This is a genomic window from Micromonospora sp. B11E3, assembly GCF_039871625.1.
Classification (GTDB): Bacteria; Actinomycetota; Actinomycetes; order Mycobacteriales; family Micromonosporaceae; genus Micromonospora.
This window is the reverse complement of sequence record NZ_JBDPMC010000018.1, coordinates 37,293-59,097: the sequence shown is the minus strand read 5'-3', so window position 1 is coordinate 59,097 and position 21,805 is coordinate 37,293. Positions and strand designations below refer to the sequence as shown.

The window sequence follows — 21,805 nt, the reverse complement described above, 5'->3', positions numbered from 1 at the left end:
ACCGGCCGAGCAAGGATCGGGTGACGGCCGAGGCGCGCGGATACTGTGGTGCGCGGCGACGGTCGGTCGCCGCGTGTGCTCGCCGGGAAGAGGTGTCTTTGATGGCCGACGCGCCGATCTTGGTGCTCGGGGCGACCGGCGGTCAGGGCAGCGCCGTCACCGAGGCGTTGCTGGGCCGCGGGGCCCGGGTGCGGGCGCTGGTGCGCGACCCGAAGCGGGGGTCGGCTCGCCGGTTGGCCGACCGGGGTGTCGAGGTGGTCGCGGGATCGCTGGATGATCGCGGCTCGCTGGTCACGGCGATGGCGGGCGGGGCGGCTACCTTCGCGCTCACGACCCCATTCGAGGCGGGTGTGGATGCCGAGGTGACCCAGGGGCGGGCGATCTTGGCCGCCGCCGGCGAAGCCCGGGTGCCGCATCTGGTGTTCAGCTCGGTGGCCGGCGCCGATCAGGGCAGCGGCGTGCCGCACTTCGACAGCAAGGCGCGCATCGAAACCGAGCTGGCCGCCGGTGACGTCCCGTACACGATCCTGGGGCCGACGTACTTCTTCGAGAACGCCCTCGGTGGGGCGGACCGCATTCGCGGCGGGGTGCTCGATCTGCCGCTGCCGGCGGATCGGCCGCTGCAGCAGCTTGCCCGCGCCGACCTTGGCGTCTTCGCCGCGCAGGTGCTTCTCGACCCCGCTCCCTACGTCGGGCGGCGCATCGAGCTGGCCAGCGATGCCCCCACCCCCGACCAGATGGCGGCCGCGTTGAGCGCGGCGCTGGGGCGGGAAGTGCGCCATGAGGGGGTGCCGCTGGCCGAGATCGGCAATCCGGACATGCACGCGATGTGGGCGTTCTTGAACGGGCCGGGTTACCAGGTCGACATCGCCGCGCTGCATGCCGCCCACCCCGAGGTGGGTTGGACCAGCTTCGCCGATTGGGCCCACCACACGTTCGGATCCGTTTCGTGAACACTCCGAGCCGGGTATCGACGGGTGCGGCCGGGCGCCGACCTGTCCGATGCGGTACGTGACAGAGGGTTGACAACTGCGGGCCGCGCGACGCCAGCCGCGACTCCCTCCACGAGCACGACATCGGCCGCGGCCGCCTCAGTACCGGGTGGAGGCTGTGCCCGGGTCGTGGCGGTGCTTCCTGTTGCCTGCCGAGGCGGCAGCTTGACCCGGATTGCGGTATCCGCAGGTGGCGCGGGTCGGCGACCCGCCTCCACATGGTGAGCCGATGTCCCGCCAAACCGTTGACGTGGCCTCAGTCACGCTCCTATGGTGAACCACCAGTTCACTGAGCGATCCGACGCGGCGGGGGTGACCGGCGGATCCAACGCCAGACGACGCTTCCGAGGGATTCGGAGAGTGCCTGCATGACCGCGACAAGAACCGCCACCACCTCGGCCCCCGCGGCCGGGTCGGCCGGGCAGGTCGAACGAGTGACACCGCGCCGATCCGGGCGCCTGTCCGCCGCGAGGAAACGCGTGCTGAACGTCGTCGGGGCCGTACTGGTCGTGGCGGTGCTCGCCGGCCTCTGGGAGGGGTACAAGGCGCTGGGACGCGCCGTCGGTGACGTCGTGCCCGGCACCCGGATCGCCTTCCCGGTCGCCACCGACGATCTTTCGATGCCGCACGTCTGGTCGATCCTCGGCGCCCTGGTCGAGCCGGCCCGGCGGAGCGACCCGATGTCCCTGGGCAGCTATCTCCTCGGCGAGACCAGTGTGACGCTCCGCGAGGCGTTCTACGGTCTGGTGGCGGGCTCGTCGCTCGGCCTGCTGCTGGCGGTCCTCTTCCTGCACGTGGTGCCGCTCAGCAAGGGGCTGATGCCCTGGCTGGTGGCGTCGCAGACGGTTCCCCTGGTGGCGATCGCGCCGATGATCGTGATCTGGGGCGGGAAGGCTGGCGCACCGCCCTGGGTGGCGGTGACCGGCATCGCCGCCTACCTCGCGTTCTTCCCGGTCACCATCAACACCCTGCGGGGCCTGAAGTCACCGCCGAAGGTCCAGCTGGAGTTCATGCGCAGCGTGGGCGCGGGCCGTTGGCAGGTGCTGGGGTGGCTGCGGATCCCGGCGGCGCTGCCCTTCGTGTTCGCCGGGCTTCGGCTGGCGGCCACCGCGAGCGTGGTGGGTGCGATCGTGGGCGAGCTTTCCGCAGGCACCGGCCGGGGCATCGGCCGGGCGATCCTCACCTTCGCCTACTACTACTCGAACGGGCCGGAGAAGTTGTACGCGGCCGTCCTCGTCGCGGCGGCGGCCGGCATCGTGTTCGTGCAGTCCCTGGCACTCATCGAGCGCCTGGCGCTCCGGCACCGGCACACCCCGTGAACATCCCTTCCGCCTCAACAACACCTGGAGAGATGCTGATGTCTGAGGCCGAGATCATTTCCGTGCGAGGAGTCACCAAGCAGTTCGCCGGCGGAAACCGTACGGTGACGGCACTTGAGGACATCGACCTGTCGATCCGCCGAGGCGAGTTCGTGTCCCTGCTGGGCCCGAGCGGCTGCGGCAAGAGCACCCTGCTGCGGATCCTGGCGGACCTGACCGAGCCGACCAGCGGCACGGTGTCGCTGAATGGCAAGACGCCGGCCGCGGCCCGGACGGACCGGGACTACGGAATGGTCTTCCAGCAGGCCGGCCTCTTCGAGTGGCGTACCGTGCAACGCAACATCGAGCTGCCGTTGCAGGTGGCCGGGGTGGACAAGCGGCGCCGGCGGGCCAAGGCCCACGAGATGCTGGATCTGGTCCGGCTCTCCGACTTCTCCCGGCACTTTCCCTGGCAGCTCTCCGGCGGCATGCAGCAGCGGGTGGCGATCGCCCGCGCGCTGTCAGCGGACCCGGAGATCCTGTTCATGGACGAGCCGCTGGGCGCGCTCGACGAGATGAACCGGGAGCGGTTGCAGGGCGAGTTGCTGCGGATCTGGTCGGACACCCGGACCACCGTCGTGTTCGTCACGCACAGCATCTCCGAGGCGGTGTTCCTGTCGTCGCGAATCGTCGTGATGTCCGCGCGTCCCGGACGCATCGCCGCCAGCATCGACGTGGACCTGCCGTACCCGCGGACGGCGGCGACCCGGACCACCGACGCGTTCTTCGCCAAGGTCACCGAGGTGCGTACGGCGCTGCACGGCGTCCCGGCCGAGCAGGCGACCCGATGAGCACGACCCAGCTCGCGCGGGGCACCTCGCCCGGCGTCGGAGCCCGGGCGGCGCGGTTTCTCCCGGTCGTCCTCACCGCGCTGGTGATCCTCGGCTCGTGGCAGTTGGTGGTGACCGTCTTCGACGTCCCGTCGTTCATCGTCCCGGCGCCGGCCGACATCTCCTCGGCGTTCCGGGCCGAGTTCGGCACGATCATGTCGGCGTCGGTGGTCACCGTGCAGGAGGTGCTCCTCGGCCTGATCCTCGGCGCGGTAGCGGGGGTCACGGTGGCGTTGGGGCTCAGCCGGTTCCCGGGTGTGTCCAGCCCGGTGCTGACCGCGGCCGTCGTCATCAACTGCGCCCCGATCGTGGCCCTCGCGCCGATCTTCAACAACTGGTTCGGGGTCACCAATCCGATGTCCAAGGCCGGCGTGGCCGCGGTGATGGTCTTCTTCCCGGTCCTGGTCAACACCACCAGGGGACTTCTCCAGGTCTCACCCCTCCACCTGGAGATCATGCAATCGCTCGCGGCGCAGCCACGACAGGTGGCGCTCATGCTGCGGTTGCCCAACGCGTTGCCGTACCTGTTCAACGCGCTCAAGCTCGGCAGCACGCTCGCCGTGATCGGCGTGATCGTGACCGAGTACTTCGGTGGACCGAGCAACGCTCTCGGGGTGTACATCGCCTATCAGGCGGCCCTGCCCCGCTTCGAGTTCGCCTGGGCGGGGATCGCTGTGGCCAGCGCGCTCGGCCTGCTGCTGTTCGGTGCCACGTCTCTGTTGGAACGCCTCCTGATGCCCTGGCACGAGTCCCTGCACGACGGCGACTCGTGAGCCACGGGCCACCACGATCTGTTGGAGTCAGAATGGCCCTGCAACTATGGCGGACCCCGCGGAACGGGCGCACCGCCACAATCGCCACCGCCCTCACCGCCGTCCTGCTCGCCGCCTCGGCCTGCGGCGGCATGTCCGACAATCCGAGCAAGCCCGCGGCCGAGGCCGCCAAGAACTGCGAGTCGACCACCAAGGTCCGGGTGGTGCTCCAGTGGGTTGCCCAGGCCCAGTTCGCCGGCTACTACGCAGCCAAGGAGAAGGGTTACTACGCCGCGGAGTGCCTCGACGTCACAATCCAGGAGGGCGGCGTCAACATCGTTCCCCAGCAGGTGCTCTCCGCCGGCAACGCTGAGTTCGCGGTCAGCCACGTCACCAAGACGATGGTGACCCGGGAACAGGGCGCGAATCTGGTGAACATCGGCCAGGTGTTCCAGCGTGGCGCCTACCTCCAGGTCGCCTGGGCCGACTCCGGCATCAAGGCGCTGACCGATCTGAAGGGCAAGAAGGTCGGCAGCTGGGGTTACGGCAACGAGCTTGTGCTGTTCGCGGCGATGAAGGACGCCGGTGTCGACCCGAAGGGTGACACGAAGATCATCCAGCAACCGTTCGACATGTCGCTGCTGCTCCGGCGGGAGATCGACGCCGCCCAGGCCAAGACCTACAACGAGTACGCCCAGTTGCTGGAGACCAAGAATCCGAAGACCGGCAAGCTCTACCAGCCGTCGGACTTCTCGGTGATCAGTCTCCAGGACGCCGGCTACACCAGCCTTGAGGACGGCATCTACGCCCGCGGTGACTGGCTGGGGGAGCAGGCCAACCAGGACACGGCGGTGAAGTTCCTCAAGGCGACCTACCGTGGCTGGGGCTACTGCCGGGACGACCTGGCCGGCTGCGTCGACATCGTGCTCGACAACGGCAGCGCGCTGGGGCAGGGGCACCAGACCTGGATGCTCAACGAGATCAACAAGCTGATCTGGCCCTCGTCCAACGGCGTGGGAATGATGGACCAGGCGGCCTGGGACCAGACGATCAAGATCGCGATGGGCGGTGGCGTCCTGAAGAAGGTGCCGGACAAGGACGCGTTCCGCACCGATCTGTCACAGCGCGCGAACGACGAACTCAAGGCCGACGGCTTCGACACCAGCGGGAAGTCCTACACGCCGCAGACCGTGACGATCACGGAAGGCGGGAAGTAGGCGTGCGGCGTGTGCCGGGCGGCGCCCGCCGTTCGGCACACGCCCGCAGCCAATGATGTCTGCCAAGATGTGGGCCGTATCCCACGGCCGATGGTGATTGATGGAGGTAGCGATGGCGCCCAGTGAGGCGGGGCTGGTGCGACGTACGATCTGGCTCCTGCGGGCCGTGGCGGCTCACCCCGAGGGCGTCGGGCTCAGTGAGGTGGCCCGGGAGGCGGGTATCCCCAAGGCCACCTGCTACCGGGTGCTCACCGTGCTGGAACGGGAGAGCTGGCTCACCCTCGATCCGGTGACCCGTCGCTACCGGGTGTCGCTCGGACTGCTCTCCATCGTGGGTGGCCTGCTCGACGGCGGTGGCGCCTACGGCCACATGCGGGAGGTGCTGCGGAACCTGGCCGAGGAGACCAGGGAGACCGCGGGCTTCGACGTGCTGCTGCCGCCGAAGGTGATGGTCGTCGCGCAGGCGCCGGGGCCGTCGCTGATCGGGCAGACGCTCAAGCCGGTGCCCCGTACCCAGCCCGTGTGGGCGACCTCTACCGGGAAGGTGCTGCTGGCGGCGCTGAGCCCGGACGCCGTACGGGCCGACTTCACCGAGGAGTTCGCCGAGCACGCCCCGCCGGAGGTGGGGGACCTGGAGTCCTTCATGGGCGCACTGGAGGCGGTGCGGAACCAGGGGTTCGCATTCGCGTACGACGAGTTGGAGGTCGGTGCCGCGTCGGTCGCCGCACCGGTGCGCCTGCGTGGAACCACCCCCTACGCGGTCTGGATCGGCGGGCCCACCTACCGGATCACCCGAGACCGCATCGACACCATGGCGGAGTCGGTGATCAAGGCCGCACGGCAGCTCACCGACCTGCTCAGTAACGCTGACATCGATATTCCGAGTGCCTTTGCCAGACGCTAGGGCACCCGCCGACCGCACCGGCTCGCCCAGGGCGACGCCTGCGGTGAAGGAGGAAACAATGGCCGTACCAGCCGAGGCGTTGGCGGCGGCGTTGACCGTGGTCGACAAGACCCCCAAGGGCCTGTACGTCGACGGCGAGTGGCGCGCGGGCCGGGACGGTGCCGTCCTGGCCGTGGAGGACCCGGCGACGGGAGCGACGATCGCCGAGGTGGCCGACGCCTCGGTCACCGACGGGCTGGACGCACTGGCCGCCGCCGCCCGTGCCCAGTCCGGCTGGGCCGCCACCCCGCCCCGGGAACGCGGGGAGGTGCTGCGCCGGGCGTTCGACCTGATTGTCGAGCGTCGGGACGACCTGGCCCGGATGATGACCCTGGAGATGGGCAAGGCGTTCGCCGAGTCCCAGGCCGAGGTCACCTATGCCGCGGAGTTTCTTCGCTGGTTCGGCGAGGAGGCGGTCCGGATCGACGGCGGCTACCTCACGGCACCGGCCGGGAACTCGCGGGTCGTCGTCCTGCGGCAGCCGGTCGGACCGTGTCTGCTGGTGACCCCGTGGAACTTCCCGATGGCGATGGGCACCCGCAAGATCGGTCCCGCCCTGGCGGCCGGCTGCACGGTCGTGGTCAAGCCGGCAAAGCAGACCCCGCTGTCGATGCTGGCGCTGGTCGAGATCCTGGAGCAGGCCGGTCTGCCGCGTGGCGTGGTCAACGTGCTCACCACCTCGCAGTCCGGCCGGGTCACCTCGGCACTGCTCGCCGACGACCGGTTGCGCAAGCTGTCGTTCACCGGCTCCACCCCGGTCGGCCGGACGCTGCTCGCCCAGTCCGCCGAGCGGGTGCTGCGCACGTCGATGGAGCTGGGCGGGAACGCGCCGTTCATCGTGTTCGACGACGCCGACCTCGACCTGGCGGTCGAGGGGGCCGTACAGGCGAAGATGCGCAACGTCGGTGAGGCGTGCACCGCCGCGAACCGGTTCTACGTGCAGCGTTCGGTCGTGCACCGCTTCGTCGAGGCGCTGGCCGAGCGGCTGGGTGGGCTGCGCGTCGGGCACGGGCTCGACCCGTCGACCGACGTGGGGCCGCTCATCGACCGGGCCGCGGTGGCGTCGGTCGCCGAGTTGGTCGCGGATGCGACGCAGCTGGGGGCGGCGGTCGTCACCGGCGGCGGGCCGATCGCCGGGCAGGGTCACTTCTTCGCGCCGACCGTCCTGTCCGCCGTGCCGGACGGCGCCCGGTGCGTCCGGGAGGAGATCTTCGGCCCGGTCGCCCCGGTCGTGGTCTTCGACGACGAGGACGAGGCGGTCGGCAGGGCCAACGCCTCGGAGTACGGCCTCGCCGCCTATGTCTTCACCGAGAACCTCGGCCGTGGCCTGCGGGTGACCGAGCGGCTGGAGAGCGGGATGGTGGGGCTCAACCAGGGCATCATCTCCAACCCGGCGGCGCCGTTCGGCGGTGTCAAGCAGTCCGGTCTCGGGCGCGAGGGCGGGACGGTCGGCATCGACGAGTACCTGAACATCAAGTACGCGGCGCTGCGGGCGTCATGGTGACCAGGTTCCTGCTCGCCGGAGTCCAACTGCAGCCGGTCTTCGGCGACATCCCGGCGAACGTCACCAGGACGTCGTACTGGATCCGGGAGGCGGCGGGCCGCGGCGCCCGACTCGTGGTGCTGCCCGAGGCGGCCTCGGCGGGATACGTCTTCGCCGACCGGGCGGAGGCCGCGCACCATGCCCAGCCGGTGCCGGACGGTCCTACGGTCGCCGCGTGGGCACGGCTCGCCGCCGAGCTGGACGTGTGGATCGTGGGTGGGGTGACCGAGCGGGACGGGGACCGGGTCTTCAACGCGGCGGTGCTGCTCGGCCCCACCGGTCATGTCGGAACCTTCCGCAAGGCGCACCTGTGGAATGACGAGAAGGAGATCTACGACCGTAACGGGGACGGTTTCCCGGTCTTCGACACGCCGTTGGGGCGGATCGGGATCGGGATCTGCTACGACGCGTGGTTCCCCGAGACGTTCCGCAGCGCGGCGTTGCAGGGCGCCGACCTGGTGGTGTTGCCGTCGAACTGGGTGCCGGTGCCCGGGCAGCCCGAGGCCGCCCCGGCGATGGCGAACCTCATGTGCATGACCGGGGCGCACTCCAACCAGTGCTACGTCGCCGGGGTCAGCCGAATCGGAGTCGAGCGTGGGCAGGCTTTCGTCGGCCGGTCCGTCCTCGTCGGACCCGACGGTTGGCCGCTCGCCGGCCCGGCGAGCCCGGACCGCGAGGAACTCGTGCTGGCGGAGGTGGACCTGATCGGCTCGCGTGCCCAACGGCTGCGCAACCCGTTCAACCAGCCGCTGGCCGACCGGCGGACCGACCTCTACGTGATGGACGGGCCGGCCGGGGGCTGAGCCGCTACCCGTCCGGGTGGCGGGCCTGCGTCCTATGTGACCTGCGGTGGTCGGGCGACGCGCCGGCACCCCGAGTACCGGGATCTGTCCTCGAAGGCTATTGACTCGCTCTTCCCGCAAAGTCAAGATATGAACCGATGGTTCATCCAATGAACCGCTAAGGAGTGATCGTGAGCATCCGGGTTCGCAAGCTGATCCGTCACCTCGAAGAGACGCGGCTGGAGAACGGCAGGCCGGTGCAGCCGGTGCACCGGGTCGCCTTCGCCGGCGTGGTCATCGAGAATCCCTACCCCAGCGAATACGTCCAGGACCTGGTCACCCTGGCCGACGAGATCGGCGAGGAAATCGGCAACCTGGTCGGCCCCGCCTGCGTGGAACTGCTCGGCGAGGAGGTCGAGGCGTTCGGCAAGGCGGCGCTCGTCGGTATCGACGGCGAGGTCGAGCACGGCTCGGCGCTGATCCACAACCTCCGCTTCGGCAACGCCTTCCGCAACCCGGCCGGCGGCACCGAACTGCTGCCCGCCGCCGAGAAGGTCGGCCTGCCCGGCAGCCCCATCGACATCCCGCTCAAGCACAAGCTGGACGCCAAGACCCGCTCGCACCACCAGACGGTGACCCTCCAGGTGGCCGACGTGCCCCGACCCCGGGAGATCTTCGTGGTCTGCGCTGCGTCGAACGCCGGACGCCCGCTGGCCCGGCTCGCCGCCTTCGGCGCCGAGCTGAAGAACAACTGACCCGGCCGGACGGGACGGAGACCAGCCGATGACGATCACCGACACCGACACCTGGACCAGCCAGCGGCTCCGGGAAATCGACAAGGAGTACGTGATCCACTCCTGGTCGGTGCAGGGCACGCTCGACCCCATCCCGGTGGCCGGCGGATCCGGTTCGTGGTTCTGGGACTACGACGGCCGCCGGTACCTCGACTTCCAGTCGCAACTGGTCAACCTGAACCTGGGTCACCAGCACCCCCGACTGGTCGAGGCGATCCGCGCCCAGGCCGAGCAACTCTGCTACATCGGGCCCGGCTTCGCCGAGCGTTCCCGAGCGGAGTTGGCCGAGCTGATGGCCGGGGTCACCCCCGGTGACCTGAAGATGAGCTTCTTCACCACCGGTGGGGCGGCGGCCAACGAGAACGCCGTCCGGCTGGCCCGGCACGTCACCGGCCGGCAGAAGATCGTCGCCCGCTACCGCTCGTACCACGGCGCCACGGCGGGTGCGATGTCGCTGACCGGCGACCCGCGCCGGTGGGCGGCGGAACCGGGGATGACCGGCGTGGTGCGCATGCTCGACCCCTACACCTACCGGTGCCCGGCGGGGCACCCCGACCCGTGCCCGGTCTGCTCCGGCGGCCCGCACCTGGAGGAGATCCTCCAGTACGAGAACCCGGAGACGGTCGCCGCGGTGATCGTCGAGCCGGTCACCGGCACGAACGGTCTGCTCTACCCGCCGGACGGGTACCTGCGGTCGCTGCGGGAGGTCTGCGACAGGCACGGCATCCTGCTCATCTTCGACGAGGTGATGGCGGGCTTCGGCCGTACCGGTGAGTGGTTCGCCTGCGACCACTGGGACGTCGTGCCCGACATCCTCACCACCGCCAAGGGGCTGAACTCCGGCTACGTCCCCCTGGGGGCCATGACGGTCTCTGCCCGGATCTCCGACTGGCTGCGGGATCACATGTTCTGGGGCGGTCTGACCTACGCCGGGCACCCGCTCGCCTGCGCCTCCGGCGTGGCCTCCCTGCGGATCATGCAGGACGAGGGCGTGGTGGACAACGCGCGCGCCATGGGGGAGCGGCTCGGGGCCGGCCTGGCGAAGCTGGCCGAGAGCCACCCGAGCATCGGCGACATCCGTGGCCGGGGGCTGTTCTACGGCGTGGAGTTGGTGCGCAACCGCGACACCCGGGAGCCGCTCGTCCCGTTCAACGCCAAGGGCCCGGCGGCGGCCCCGGTCAGCCGGCTGCTCAAGGCCGCGATGCAGCAGGGCGTCTACCTGACCGCCAACTTCAACGTGCTGCGGCTGACCCCGCCACTGGTCATCAACGCCGAGGAGATCGATCTCGCGCTCGGCGTCCTCGACGAGGTCCTGTCCCTCGCCGACGAGCACTACCAGGGCTGACCAACGGCACGACGGGCGGGAACCCGCCAGGGAGGAGAGATACGGATGCCAACGACGTTGATCACCAACGGCACGGTCGTCAACGCCGACGCCGCGGTCCGCGCCGACGTGCTGGTGCGGGACGGCCGGATCGTCGCCCTCGGCGCCGGGCCGGACTGGGCCGCCGACCACGTCGTCGACGCGACCGGGAAGCTGGTCATGCCCGGTGGCATTGACGCGCACACACACCTGGAGTACCCGGTCGACGGGTTCAGCACCCACACCGCCGACGACTTCCACACCGGGACCGTCGCGGCCGCGTACGGCGGCACGACCACCGTCCTCGACTTCGTCAAGAAGGAGCCGGACCGGTCGCTGTACGACACCTATCTGCGGCGGCGGGATGCGGCGGCGACCAAGGCCGTGATCGACGTGGGCCTGCACGCCATCGTGCCGCCCCGCGCAGCCCAGCCGGACGTCCTCGACGACCTGCGCCGGCTGGTCGCCGAGGGCGCCACCAGCTGGAAGTTCTTCATGGCCTACCCGGGCCAGATGGTCGAGGACAACGAGTTGCTCGACGGCTTCGAGTTGGCGCGCGAACTCGGCGTACTGCCGATGGTGCACGCCGAGAACGGACACATGGTCGCCCGGGAGGTCCGGCGCCTGGTGGACAGCGGCCGGACCGCCGAGAGCTTCCACCTGCGGGCACACGGGCACGAGTCCGAGGCCGAGGCGGTGCATCGGGCCGTCGTGCTCGCCGACACCGTCGGCACACCGCTGTACGTGGTGCACGTCTCCAGTGCGGCGGCGGCCGACGAGATCAGCCGGGCCCGGGCGGCCGGGTCGCGGGTGTGGGGCGAGACCTGCCCCCAGTACCTGGTCGTGGCCTACGAGGACTACGCGGGCCTCGGGGAACGGGCCGCCGCGTATGTCTGCTCCCCGCCGATCCGGGAACGCAGCAACCAGGACGGCCTGTGGCGGATGCTCGCCACCGGCGCCCTGTCCACCGTCGCCACCGACCACGCCGGCTTCTGCCTGCACCAGCCCGACGACCTGCCCCCGCAGAAGATGCGCAGCCCCGGCTACTTCCCCAAGGTGCCCAACGGTGTCCCGGGCATCGAGGACCGGCTGATGGTCCTCTGGCAGGCCGGGGTGGTCGGCGGGCTGATCGATCCGTGCCGCTTCGTGGACCTGGTCGCCACCCGGCCGGCCAAACTGTTCGGCCTCTTCCCACACAAGGGCATCGTCGCCGTCGGGGCGGACGCCGACCTGGTGGTCTGGGACCCGGCGGCCGACCACGTGATCACGGCGGCGGGTTCGCACCTGCGCACCGACTACAACATCTACGAGGGCATGCGGGTGACCGGCAAGCCGGTACACGTGTTCACCCGGGGTGAGCACCTGGTCGACGCGGCCGGCCTCCGGCACGCCACCCCCGGCCGGGGAACCTTCCTGACCCGCGCCGCGCCGCGCCTCTCCTGACTCCTACCGACTCCCATCCCTCCACCACGTACCGAGCGGAGCTGACGCCGAGATGAAACTTCCCCTGGGTATCCACGTCGGAGAGCGACTCAGCCTGGAACAGACCTACTGGCAGGCCGAGTTCGCCGACCAGAACGGGTTCGAGTCCGTGTGGGTCGCCGAGGGGCGACTCGCCCGCGACGGCATCGTCCCGGCGGCGATCATCGCGAGCAGGACGAGGAACGTGAAGATCGGCACCGGTGTCGTCAACAACAAGAGCCGCAACGCGGCCCTGATGGCGGTCACCTTCAAGACCCTGGACGAGGTGGCGCCGGGCCGGGCGATTCTGGGCATCGGCGCCTGGTGGGAGCCCCTGGCGACGAAGGTCGGCCAGCCGCTGGCCAAGCCGATCAAGTCGATGCGCGAGTACATCACCGTCCTGCAGGCGTTCTTCCGCAACGAGGTCGTCTCCTTCGACGGCGAGTTCGTGCAGATGAAGGACGTGCGCTTCGACAGCATGTACCGCGAGAACAAGCCGGTCGACATCCCGATCTACATCGGCGCGGTCGGCCCCCGCATGCTCGAACTCGCCGGCGAGATCAGCGACGGCGTGCACATGGACTTCCTGCTTCCCCCGTCGTACCTGGTCGGCGCCCGTGCGGCGATCGAGCGCGGGGTGGCCAGGCGGACCGACGGCCGCGACGGCATCGACCTGACCCAGATCGTGGCGTGCAGCGTCAACGACGACGACCCGCAGGAGGCCATCGACGCGTGCAAGGCATTCCTCACCCTCTATCTCTGTCAGCAGCCGCACATCGCCGAGCACTGCGGGGTGGAGCGCGAACTCGTCGACCGGTTGCAGGAGATCGCCGGCTGGCCCGCCACGCCGGAGGACATCAAGCGGGCGATGCAGTTGGTCCCCAACAGCCTGGTGCAGAACGTCACCGCCTGCGGCTCCACCGACGACGCCTTCCAGAAGCTGCAGTCGTACCACGAGGCCGGGCTGCGCTGCCCGATCATCTCCACCCTGGGTGACAAGGAGCAGACCCTCACCCGGCTCGCCCAGGCCGCGAAGGGGTGACCCGATGACGGACAACCTTTCCACCCGCATCGCCGTGGTCGGTGGCACCGGCCCGCAGGGCCGGGGGCTGGGCTACCGCCTGGCGCGCGCCGGACACGAGGTCGTACTCGGGTCACGTGACGCCCAGCGGGCGATCACCGCTGCCGAGGAGCTGTCCGCGCAGGCCGGCGGTGCCCGGATCACCGGTGCGACGAACCTGGCGGCTGCGGAGAGCGCCGGCATCGTGCTGCTCGCCGTGCCGTACGACGGACACGCCCAACTGGTGACCAGCCTGGCGCAGGCGTTGGCCGGCAAACTAGTCATCAGCTGCGTCAATCCGCTGAGCTTCGACCGGTTCGGGCCGTACGGTCGCACCGTCTCGGCCGGAAGCGCTGCCGAGGAGGCCGCCGAAATCGTCCCCTCGGCCACCGTGGTCGGGGCATTCCATCACCTGGCCGCCCCCCTCCTGCTCGATCCGGAGGCGGACCTGAGCCACGAGGACGTCCTGGTCTGCGGTGACGCCACCGCCGCCAAGGAGCGGGTGATGGCCCTCGCCGCCGACGTGACGGGCGGTCGCGCCCTCGACGCCGGCCGGCTGCGGCTGGCCCGACAACTGGAACCCCTGACCGCGGTCCTGATCAGCGTGAACAAGCGGTACAGAACACGTTCCGGGGTGGCTCTCACCGGCCTGGCCCCGGCTGTCGGAAAGGTCCCCGCGTGAAACTCGCCGCCCTGCAACTTCGTGCTACCGACGACCGGGACGAGACGATCGGGCGTGCCGCCGACCTGATCGACGACGCTGCCGCCCAGGGCGCCCGGATCCTGCTGCTGCCGGAGTTGTTCGCGGTGCCCTTCGTCCAGCCGGAGCCCGACCTCGACTACTTCCGGTACGCCGAGGGACTTGACGGCCCGTCCAATCGGATGGCGGCCGAGCGGTCGAAGCGGTACCGGATGACCGTCGTCTCGTCGATCTTCGAGGCGGGGCAGATGCCGGGGGTGTACCACAACACCGCCTGCACCTACGTCGACGGTGAACTCAGGTCGGTGTACCGCAAGTCGCACCTGCCGTTCTCCAACGGCTTCCCCGAGAAGTTCTACTTCCGTCCGGGTGGCACGGAGCCGGAGGTGGTCCAGACCGGTGAGACCGGAGTCGGCACCATCATCTGCTACGAGCGGCACTTCCCCGAGCTGAGCCGTATCGTCGCCCTGCGCGGCGGATCGGTGCTCTGCGTTCCCGTCGCCTCGGCGAGCGCCCCGATGCGTGAGGTGTTCCAGCTGGAGTTGCGCGCCCACGCCGTGTTCAACGGGCTCTTCGTGATCTGCGCCAACCGGGTCGGCACGGAGGGGGTGAAAGACTACTTCGGGCTCAGCGCGATCTACGGCCCCAACGGCGACGTGCTCGCCCAGGCCGCCGACGACCGCGACGACGTGGCGGTGGTCGAGGTGGACCTGAGCCTGGTCGACCTCTCCCGCCGCCGACGCCCCTTCCTCCGCGACCGGCGACCCGAGCTGTACGGGCGGCTGACCGGGATGGAACCCGACGCATGACGGACGGCTCGTGGGTGGTGGTCGTACCGGCGAAGCCCTTCGCAGCTGCCAAGACCAGGTGCACGGGCCTCGACGTCTCCGAACCTTCCTCGGCCCCGGCTCCCGATGCCGGTTCCTCGCCGACGGCTACCACGACCTCCCGGTGACCGCGCCTGGGCTGCGGCAGGACGTGGACACCGTCTCCCACCTGCTCGCGCTCGGGCTCGACCGCCTGGGCGGGGCGACCCGCTCGTGGTCCGGGTCACCGGCGTCGACCGCCAGCCGGCCGAACCGGTTCGCCGCCGAGTACTGATCAACGCGACGCCGGCACCCCGCTCTCCCGGCAGCTTCCGGCGCTGAGCGTGGTCCTGGCCGAACACGTCGTCCTCGTGCTTCTGACGTCGCCCTGGGTGATCCCGGCCGTACGCTCGCTCGCCCGTTGCTCCCTGCGGGCAAAGCTGGCCGTGCTGGTGATCGGGGCCGGCTCTTCGGCGCTGGCCACGACGCTGTTCACCGCCGCGTTCCGGCTCGGCGACCCGATCACCCCGCAGGTGTTGCAGAAGCTGCAACCGGCACTGGCGATTGTTCTGGCCGCCGCGCTGCTGGGCGAACGGGTGAGCCGGCGCTTCCCCCTCTTCGCGGTGCCTGCGGTCGTCGGTGCCTGGCTGTTGGCCTTCCCCGACCCGCTGGGAGTGCAACCCCGCAGCCTGGCCGCGGCCGGACTGGCCACCGGCGCCGCGGCGCTCTGGGCGGCCGGCACCGTCCTCGGCCGGATGGCCAGCGCCGAACTGTCCTTCCTGCACGTCACCACACTTCGGTTCAGCGTCGGACTGGTCACCCTCGCCACCTTCGCCGCGGCGACCCGCACACCGGTCGTGGTTCCCGTGGAGTTGGCCCCCCGGCTCGTGCTACTCGCGGCGGTACCGGGCCTGCTCGCGCTGCACGAGAACCGCAGTTCCCACCCGGCGGTAAGGCAGCGGGCCGAGGACCCTGCCTTGGCGCCCGCCTACGTCGGGACGTAGCGGGCCTCGGCGCAGGCCCGGCGGGGGACGATGGCGGCATGCCCGGCTGGGGGCTCTGACCTGCTGACCCCCTGATATACAGGTAACGAATCAGGTGCCGAGGGGCGAGTTCCGGCCAGGGCGTTGGATGGGATCATGGAAATCGTCGATCGCCTGGCGGGGGCCTCCCGGATCGGGCTGGGGCTGGCGGCCGTCGGCCGTCCGGCCTACATCAATCTCGGGCGCGCTGCCGACCTGCCGGCCGAACGGACCGTCGAGACGATGCGCGCCCGCGCTCGGGATCTCCTCGATCGGGCGTACGCGGCCGGCATCAGGTATTTCGACGTCGCCCGCTCTTACGGCCGGGCCGAGGAGTTCCTGGCCCAGTGGCTGCACGCCCGGCCGGACGTCGGCGACGTGGTCGTCGGCAGCAAGTGGGGATACACCTACACGGCCGGGTGGCGGATCGATGCCGAGGCGCACGAGGTCAAGGACCACGGCGTCGCCACCTTCGACCGGCAGCTCGGCGAGACCCGGGCCCTGCTCGGCGGCCGCCTCGACCTCTACCAGATCCACTCGCTCACCCCGGACAGCCCCGCCCTGCGCGACGTGGCCCTGCACCGCCGGCTCGCCGGCCTCGCCGCGCAGGGCCCGGTGATCGGGTTGTCGACCAGCGGCCCCGCGCAGGCCGAGGCGATCCGGGCCGCGCTCGACGTGCAGGTCGATGGACGGCCCTTGTTCCGCAGCGTGCAGGCCACCTGGAATCTCCTGGAGCCCAGTGTCGGCCCGGCGCTCGCCGAGGCGCATGACGCGGGGTGCCTGGTCATCGTGAAGGAGGCGCTTGCCAACGGCCGTCTCGCCGTGGGTGAGCGCGCACCCGGCGATGCCGCCGCGCTCGCGGCGGTGCTGCATCAGCCCTGGGCGTCCATCGTGTTGTCCGGTGCCGCGACCGGCGATCAGCTGGCCTCGAACCTGCGGGCGGAGGGGCTCACCGTCGACCCGGCCCGGTGGAAGGACCTGGCAATGCCCGCCACCCGTTACTGGCAGGAGCGGTCACGCCTGCCGTGGAGCTAGGGCCCTGGCCGTGGGGGTGAGCACCTCCACGCCGCTCGCCTTGAGGGCGTCCCGCAGGTCGGCTGGCGGCGCGGTGTCGGTGATCAGGTAGTCGGCGGCGCCGAGCTCCGACACCTGGGCGAACAGGCGGCGGCCGAACTTGGAGGAGTCGGCGAGGATCGCCACGCGGGCCGCACGGGAGATCATCTCCTGCATCATCGCGGCCTCGGCGAGGTTGCTCGTCGTGTAGCCGGCGTCGGCGGCGACCGCGCCGACGCCGATCAGCGCCAGATCGCAGCTGATGTCCAGCTCGGCGCCGGTGTTGGCGCGGAAGCTGACCGGGCCGATCGTGGCGAGGGTGAGCGCGCGCACCGCGCCCCCGAAGATGTAGATGTCGCGGATGGCCGTGGGCGGGAGGGCGCCCGGCACCAGTAGATTGTTCGTCGCCACCGTGAGGTCGCGGTGCTGGCCGAGGTTGCGGGCGAGCGCGAGGGTGGTCGTCCCGCCGTTGATCATGATGGTCGAGCCGTCCTGGACAAGCGCCGCGGCCAGCGCCGCGATCTTCTCCTTCTCCTGCTCCTGCACGGTGAGCCGCTGGTCGACGGCGCGGTCGGTGCGGAAGACCGTGGACAGGCTGACCGCTCCGCCGTACGTGCGCACGAGGATGCCGTCGGCGGCCAGCTGATCGAGGTCGCGTCGCACGGTGTCGATGGATACACCGAAGCGTTCGGCCAACTCACCCACCGTGACCTGGCCGGTGTCGGTGACGTACGCGGCCAGCTGAGCCTTGCGTCCGGCGGGCAGGTGGCGCTGCCGCTCGTCCCTGCCAATGCTCACTGTTTCCCCCTTGTCAGTGCGGCAGTATGCCACAAATCCGTGTCCACTGCGTGCATTGCCGCATGGAGCCGCGAAGAGTCGCAAGGGCCGGCGCGGCCGACCCGGAGTCGGTGGCGGCCGGGCCACCTACAGCTCGGAGGGTGACGGCGGGGTGCCGCGGCCTGCTTCATGGCACGACAGTATGCCGTACTCCGCAGCTTTCTGCTGTTCTTCTCTTGTCTACGCCTTTAACACGCTGCTAACGTGACGCCAACATGGCAGAGGGCGGAAAGATCTCGATATAGAAGGAGCTCGTCATGGCGGTTCGTGCAACCCGGCTGAAGCGAGTGATAGGGGCGGTGACAGCGGCCGCGATGGTCGCGTTCGTGGCGGCGTGCGGCTCGGGCGGCTCCGGCGACACCGCCTCGGACGGCAGCGTGACGCTGGAGTTCGCCCAGTGGTGGGGAGCCGAGCTCCCGGCCGGGGAGTTCGACAAGATCATTAATGACTTCACGGCGCAGAACCCGAACATCAAGATCAAGCTGCTGAGCGCGCCGTACGCGTCGACCAAGCAGCAGCTGATCACCGGCGCCGCGTCGAAGACCCTGCCCGACGTGGTGGGCCTCGACGGCGCCTGGGTCAACGACTTCGCCAAGCAGGGCGCGATCACCGACCTGTCCACCCTGATGGCCGACGCGAACTACGACGCCAGCCAGCTGGCCAGCCAGGTGCAGGTCAAGGGCAAGACCTACATGATCCCGGTGGTCAACTTCGTCTACCCGCTCTTCGTCAACAAGGACCTGCTCACCAAGGCCGGCGTCGCCGAGGTGCCCACCACGCGCACCCAGTTCCTCGACGCGGCCAAGAAGATCAGCGCGACCGGCGGTGACGTCAAGGGCTGGGCCCTCCCGCTCGACACCGCCGTCCCCAACGGCATCCAGAACGACGTCATGTCCTGGCTGTGGGCGTCCGGCGGCAGCATGCTGGCCGACGGCAAGCCCAACCTGACCAGCGCGCCGGTCAAGAGCACGGTCGAGTACGTGAAGAGCCTGAACGACGCGGGCGTCATCGCCCCCGGCTCGCTCACCATGAAAGAGCAGGACAAGGTCGAGAAGTTCACCAACGGCCAGGTCGGGATGATGATCGACTCGCTCGCGCACATCAACCTGATCAAGAAGAACAAGCCGGACCTGAAGTTCGAGGTGGCGGCCCTGCCGGCCGAGGACGGCTACACCGGCAAGCGCGGCATCCCGTACGCGTCGTGGGGCATCGGTGTCTCCAACTCCACCAAGCACAAGGCCGAGGCGTTCAAGTTCGTGTCCTACCTGCTCGGTCAGGAGACCAACGCGAAGCTGAGCACCATCGCGAACGGCTTCCCGGGCAACAAGAACGCCCAGCCCGACTTCAGCAACAGTGACCCGCTGTTCAAGACCGCCTTCGACATCTACCAGCAGGGCTACCCGGCCAACGAGTTCGTCGGCCTGCCCAAGTCCGAGGACCTGATGCGCAGCTTCGACGAGCAGCTCCAGCTCGTGCTGACCGGCAAGACGAGTGTCGACGAGGCCCTCGCCAAGTCGCAGGAGTCCTGGTCCTCGGTGATCGAGTAGCCCGTCCGGGCGCCGTGCCGGTCCGCCGGCGCGGCGCCCGATCAAGGAGACAGCGATGACATCCATGACGGCGCCGAAAGCCGCGGCGCCCACCGAGGAACAGGTCACCCCCGGCCCGGCGCGCTCCGTCCTGGCCAGGCGCCTGATCCCGTACGGTTATCTGTCCCCCACGGTGCTCCTGATCGCGGTCCTGATGGTGGTCCCCATCGTCATGGTGATCAGCTACTCGTTCCGGGACAACGTGATCGTCCAGGAGAACTCGGTGTTCGCCGGGTTCGCCAACTACACCAAGGTGCTCAGCGACCCGGACTTCCTGGCCGCGCTGAAGAACACTGCCATCTTCATCTCGGTCAGCGCCGTGGCCCACCTGGTCCTCGGCCTGGCCTTCGCGCTGATGCTCAACACCCAGTTGCTGAGCGGGGTCACCAAGGCCATCTTCCGGATCGTCTACATCCTGCCCTGGCTGTTCACGATCGCGGTGATCGCCGTCATCTGGCGGCTGCTGCTCGACCCGTCCGGCGTGGTCAACTACGTGCTGCACACGCTGGGTCTCATCGAGGAGGGCGTGAACTGGCTCGGTGACCCGGGCAAGGCGCTCTGGGCGGTCACCTTCGTCAACGTCTGGTCCGGCTACCCGTTCTTCATGATCAGCCTGCTCGCCGCGCTGCAGGGCATTCCCAACGATCTGTACGAAGCGGCCGCCGTGGACGGGACGAACTGGTTCCAGCGGTTCCTGCACGTGACGCTGCCTCAGCTGCGGCCGGTGATCATCAGCATGGCGGTGCTCGACCTGATCTGGACGTCCCAGCAGTTCGCACTGATCTGGATGACGACCGGCGGCGGGCCGCTGAACGCCACCGAGATGCTCAGCACCTACACCTACAAGCAAGCCTTCAGCGAGTACGAGTTCGCGACCGCGTCCGCCGCCGCCGTGATCGTGCTGCTGCTGACGATGGTCCTGGCCTTCTTCTACGTACGTCAGCAGAGGGAGCGGTGAAACCCATGGCCACCACCGTCAAGACCCGGCACACCCTCGCCAAGGCCGGCGTCATCACCGGACTCGTCATCGGCGGGCTGTTCGCTGGCCTGCCGGTGCTGTGGATGCTGTCCACCTCGTTCAAGAGCAACGGGGAGGTCTTCCAGAACCCGCCCGAACTGATCACCAAGGGCTTCTCGTTCGACGCCTACCGGGAGATCCTGGGCAACGGCGCCCAGCTGCGGTTCTTCCTCAACAGCTACGTCGTCGCCTTCGCGGTGACCGTCCTGACGCTGCTGGTGGCCGTCCTGGCCGGGTTCGCGTTCAGCCGCTTCACGTTTCCGTTCCAGAAGACCATCAACGCCGTGATCGTCAGCGTCCAGGCGGTGCCACCGATCACGCTCGTCATCCCGTACTTCGGGCTCGTCGTCGCGCTCGGCCTGTACAACACCTATCCCGGCCTGATCCTCACGCACATGGTGTTCACCCTCCCGTACGCGATCATCATGATCACCGCGTACCTGAACACGCTGCCGCGAGAGCTGGACGAGTCCGTCAAGGTCGACGGCGGCACAAGCTGGACCACGCTGTGGCGGATCCTGGTGCCGATCTCGGTGCCCGGTCTGATCGCGGTCGGGGTCTACACGTTCATGATCTCGTGGAACGAGTACCTGTTCGCGCTCACGCTGACCCGTACCGACGACATGCGCACCGTGCCGATCGGCATCCAGCTGCTCATGGGCCAGCACTCGTACGAGTGGAACCAGATGATGGCGATGAGCATCCTCGGGTCCGCTCCGGTCCTCGTCCTCTTCCTCCTGTTCCAGCGACGGTTCATCGGCGGGCTCACCGCCGGCGCCGTCAAGGCCTGACACACCCAGCAACGCAGAAGGAGAAACACACAAATGCTGACGACCGGCAAGGCGATCCTGGACGTCGCCAACGAACACAGCTTCGCCGTGCCCGCCTTCAACATCAGCGACTGGGCGATGTTCAAGGGGATCGTGGAGATCGGCGAGGAGACGAACGCCCCCCTGATCGTCGGGATCCACCCGGACGAGGTCCGGCACATCGGCCGCGAGATGATCACCGCCATCGCCGAGCGGTCGCACAACTCGAGCGTCCCGATCGCGATCCACTGGGACCACGGCGCCACCTACGAGCAGATCCTGCAGGCGATCCAGTACGGCTTCACGTCCGTGATGATCGACGGCTCGCTGAAGCCGTTCGAGGAGAACATGGCGATCACCAAGAAGGTGACCGACTCCGCGCACGTTCTCGGCGTGTCGGTGGAGGGCGAGCTCGGCACGATCGGCGGGAACGACAGCTACGCCGAGGCGGGCGCCGCCGAGATCATCTACACCGACCCCGACGACGCGGTCACGTTCGTCGAGCAGACCGGCGTGGACAGCCTCGCCGTCGCGATCGGCACGTTCCACGGCCTCTACCCGGCCCACCTCAAGCCGGAGCTGAAGCTCGATCTACTCAAGGAGATCAAGAGCCGGGTGCAGATCCCGCTGGTGCTGCACGGCGGCTCCGGCAACCCGGACGACGAGATCCGCGAGGCGGCGCGGATCGGCATCAACAAGATCAACATCTCCACGGACATCAAGGTCGCCTACCACGACAAGATGCGCGAGGTGCTGGGCAGCGACCCGAAGGTGCGTGAGCCGAACGCCATCCAGCCCGCCTGCATCGAGGCCATGAAGGTGGTCGCCGCCCAGAAGATCGAGCTGTTCGGCGCCGCCGGCAAGGGCTCGCTCTACTGA

Annotated in this window: 21 protein-coding genes and 1 pseudogene; 21 read left to right on the top strand and 1 reads right to left on the bottom strand. The window is 69.3% G+C overall.

Annotated features, from left to right (window positions below):
* Positions 1-101: 101 nt before the first annotated feature.
* The 17 genes and pseudogenes from ABGB16_RS12465 to ABGB16_RS12385 all read left to right on the top strand — a co-directional run bounded on the left by ABGB16_RS12465 (position 102) and on the right by ABGB16_RS12385 (position 16,658).
* Positions 102-953 carry an NmrA/HSCARG family protein gene (locus ABGB16_RS12465; protein ID WP_347668168.1) on the top strand — a complete coding sequence of 284 codons (852 nt, stop codon included), beginning with the start codon at positions 102-104 and terminating at the stop codon, positions 951-953.
* Positions 954-1,471: 518 nt separating this feature from the next.
* Positions 1,472-2,311, top strand: a complete 840-nt coding sequence (locus ABGB16_RS12460; RefSeq protein ID WP_347668167.1) for an ABC transporter permease subunit — start codon at positions 1,472-1,474, stop codon at positions 2,309-2,311.
* Between the two features lie 38 nt (positions 2,312-2,349).
* Positions 2,350-3,141, top strand: a complete 792-nt coding sequence (locus ABGB16_RS12455) for an ABC transporter ATP-binding protein (RefSeq protein WP_347668166.1) — start codon at positions 2,350-2,352, stop codon at positions 3,139-3,141.
* Entirely contained in the window at positions 3,138-3,953 is an 816-nt protein-coding gene (locus tag ABGB16_RS12450) for an ABC transporter permease (RefSeq protein ID WP_347668165.1), read from the top strand. The genes ABGB16_RS12455 and ABGB16_RS12450 overlap by 4 nt, the downstream gene beginning before the upstream one ends.
* 32 nt (positions 3,954-3,985) lie before the next feature.
* Positions 3,986-5,149, top strand: a complete 1,164-nt coding sequence (locus tag ABGB16_RS12445) for an ABC transporter substrate-binding protein (protein WP_347668164.1) — start codon at positions 3,986-3,988, stop codon at positions 5,147-5,149.
* 112 nt (positions 5,150-5,261) lie between these two features.
* Entirely contained in the window at positions 5,262-6,053 is a 792-nt protein-coding gene (locus tag ABGB16_RS12440; RefSeq protein ID WP_347668163.1) for an IclR family transcriptional regulator, read from the top strand.
* A 58-nt stretch (positions 6,054-6,111) separates the two neighbouring features.
* Positions 6,112-7,596 carry an NAD-dependent succinate-semialdehyde dehydrogenase gene (locus tag ABGB16_RS12435; RefSeq protein WP_347668162.1) on the top strand — a complete coding sequence of 495 codons (1,485 nt, stop codon included), beginning with the start codon at positions 6,112-6,114 and terminating at the stop codon, positions 7,594-7,596.
* Positions 7,590-8,438 (top strand): nitrilase family protein, encoded by an 849-nt coding sequence (locus ABGB16_RS12430; RefSeq protein WP_347668161.1) that lies wholly within the window; start codon positions 7,590-7,592, stop codon positions 8,436-8,438. Before ABGB16_RS12435 ends, ABGB16_RS12430 begins: the two co-directional genes overlap by 7 nt.
* 170 nt (positions 8,439-8,608) lie before the next feature.
* On the top strand, positions 8,609-9,172 hold the full coding sequence (locus tag ABGB16_RS12425) for an amino acid synthesis family protein (RefSeq protein WP_347668160.1): 564 nt from the start codon (positions 8,609-8,611) through the stop codon (positions 9,170-9,172).
* A 28-nt stretch (positions 9,173-9,200) separates the two neighbouring features.
* Positions 9,201-10,556, top strand: coding sequence for an aminotransferase class III-fold pyridoxal phosphate-dependent enzyme (locus tag ABGB16_RS12420; RefSeq protein ID WP_347668159.1), 1,356 nt, complete (start codon positions 9,201-9,203; stop codon positions 10,554-10,556).
* Positions 10,557-10,601: 45 nt separating this feature from the next.
* Positions 10,602-12,017: a dihydropyrimidinase gene (gene hydA / locus ABGB16_RS12415; protein ID WP_347668158.1), complete on the top strand. Its 1,416-nt coding sequence runs from the start codon at positions 10,602-10,604 to the stop codon at positions 12,015-12,017.
* 52 nt (positions 12,018-12,069) lie between these two features.
* Positions 12,070-13,077 (top strand): LLM class flavin-dependent oxidoreductase, encoded by a 1,008-nt coding sequence (locus tag ABGB16_RS12410; protein ID WP_347668157.1) that lies wholly within the window; start codon positions 12,070-12,072, stop codon positions 13,075-13,077.
* Between the two features lie 4 nt (positions 13,078-13,081).
* Entirely contained in the window at positions 13,082-13,777 is a 696-nt protein-coding gene (npdG, locus tag ABGB16_RS12405) for an NADPH-dependent F420 reductase (RefSeq protein WP_347668156.1), read from the top strand.
* Positions 13,774-14,604, top strand: a complete 831-nt coding sequence (locus ABGB16_RS12400) for a nitrilase-related carbon-nitrogen hydrolase (RefSeq protein ID WP_347668155.1) — start codon at positions 13,774-13,776, stop codon at positions 14,602-14,604. The genes npdG and ABGB16_RS12400 overlap by 4 nt, the downstream gene beginning before the upstream one ends.
* A 142-nt stretch (positions 14,605-14,746) precedes the next feature.
* Positions 14,747-14,896 (top strand): hypothetical protein, encoded by a 150-nt coding sequence (locus ABGB16_RS12395; RefSeq protein ID WP_347668154.1) that lies wholly within the window; start codon positions 14,747-14,749, stop codon positions 14,894-14,896.
* Positions 14,897-14,930: 34 nt separating this feature from the next.
* A pseudogene (locus ABGB16_RS12390) lies at positions 14,931-15,605 on the top strand (EamA family transporter); the annotation flags it as partial.
* A 135-nt stretch (positions 15,606-15,740) separates the two neighbouring features.
* Positions 15,741-16,658 carry an aldo/keto reductase gene (locus ABGB16_RS12385; RefSeq protein ID WP_347668153.1) on the top strand — a complete coding sequence of 306 codons (918 nt, stop codon included), beginning with the start codon at positions 15,741-15,743 and terminating at the stop codon, positions 16,656-16,658.
* On the opposite strand, the gene ABGB16_RS12380 is transcribed toward ABGB16_RS12385, so the two are convergent.
* Positions 16,638-17,474, bottom strand: a complete 837-nt coding sequence (locus ABGB16_RS12380) for a DeoR/GlpR family DNA-binding transcription regulator (RefSeq protein WP_347668152.1) — start codon at positions 17,472-17,474, stop codon at positions 16,638-16,640. The genes ABGB16_RS12385 and ABGB16_RS12380 overlap by 21 nt on opposite strands.
* Positions 17,475-17,770: 296 nt before the next feature.
* Between ABGB16_RS12380 and ABGB16_RS12375 the strand changes: the two genes are divergently transcribed.
* Genes ABGB16_RS12375 through ABGB16_RS12360 form a run of 4 tightly spaced genes read left to right on the top strand, consistent with a single transcriptional unit; the run spans position 17,771 to position 21,805 of the window.
* Entirely contained in the window at positions 17,771-19,060 is a 1,290-nt protein-coding gene (locus tag ABGB16_RS12375; protein ID WP_347668151.1) for a sugar ABC transporter substrate-binding protein, read from the top strand.
* 55 nt (positions 19,061-19,115) lie between these two features.
* Positions 19,116-20,057: a sugar ABC transporter permease gene (locus ABGB16_RS12370; RefSeq protein ID WP_347668150.1), complete on the top strand. Its 942-nt coding sequence runs from the start codon at positions 19,116-19,118 to the stop codon at positions 20,055-20,057.
* A gap of 5 nt (positions 20,058-20,062) precedes the next feature.
* The gene (locus ABGB16_RS12365; RefSeq protein WP_347668149.1) at positions 20,063-20,908 is read left to right on the top strand and encodes a carbohydrate ABC transporter permease; all 846 of its coding nucleotides are present in this window, start codon (positions 20,063-20,065) and stop codon (positions 20,906-20,908) included.
* Positions 20,909-20,941: 33 nt separating this feature from the next.
* Positions 20,942-21,805 carry a ketose-bisphosphate aldolase gene (locus tag ABGB16_RS12360; protein ID WP_347668148.1) on the top strand — a complete coding sequence of 288 codons (864 nt, stop codon included), beginning with the start codon at positions 20,942-20,944 and terminating at the stop codon, positions 21,803-21,805.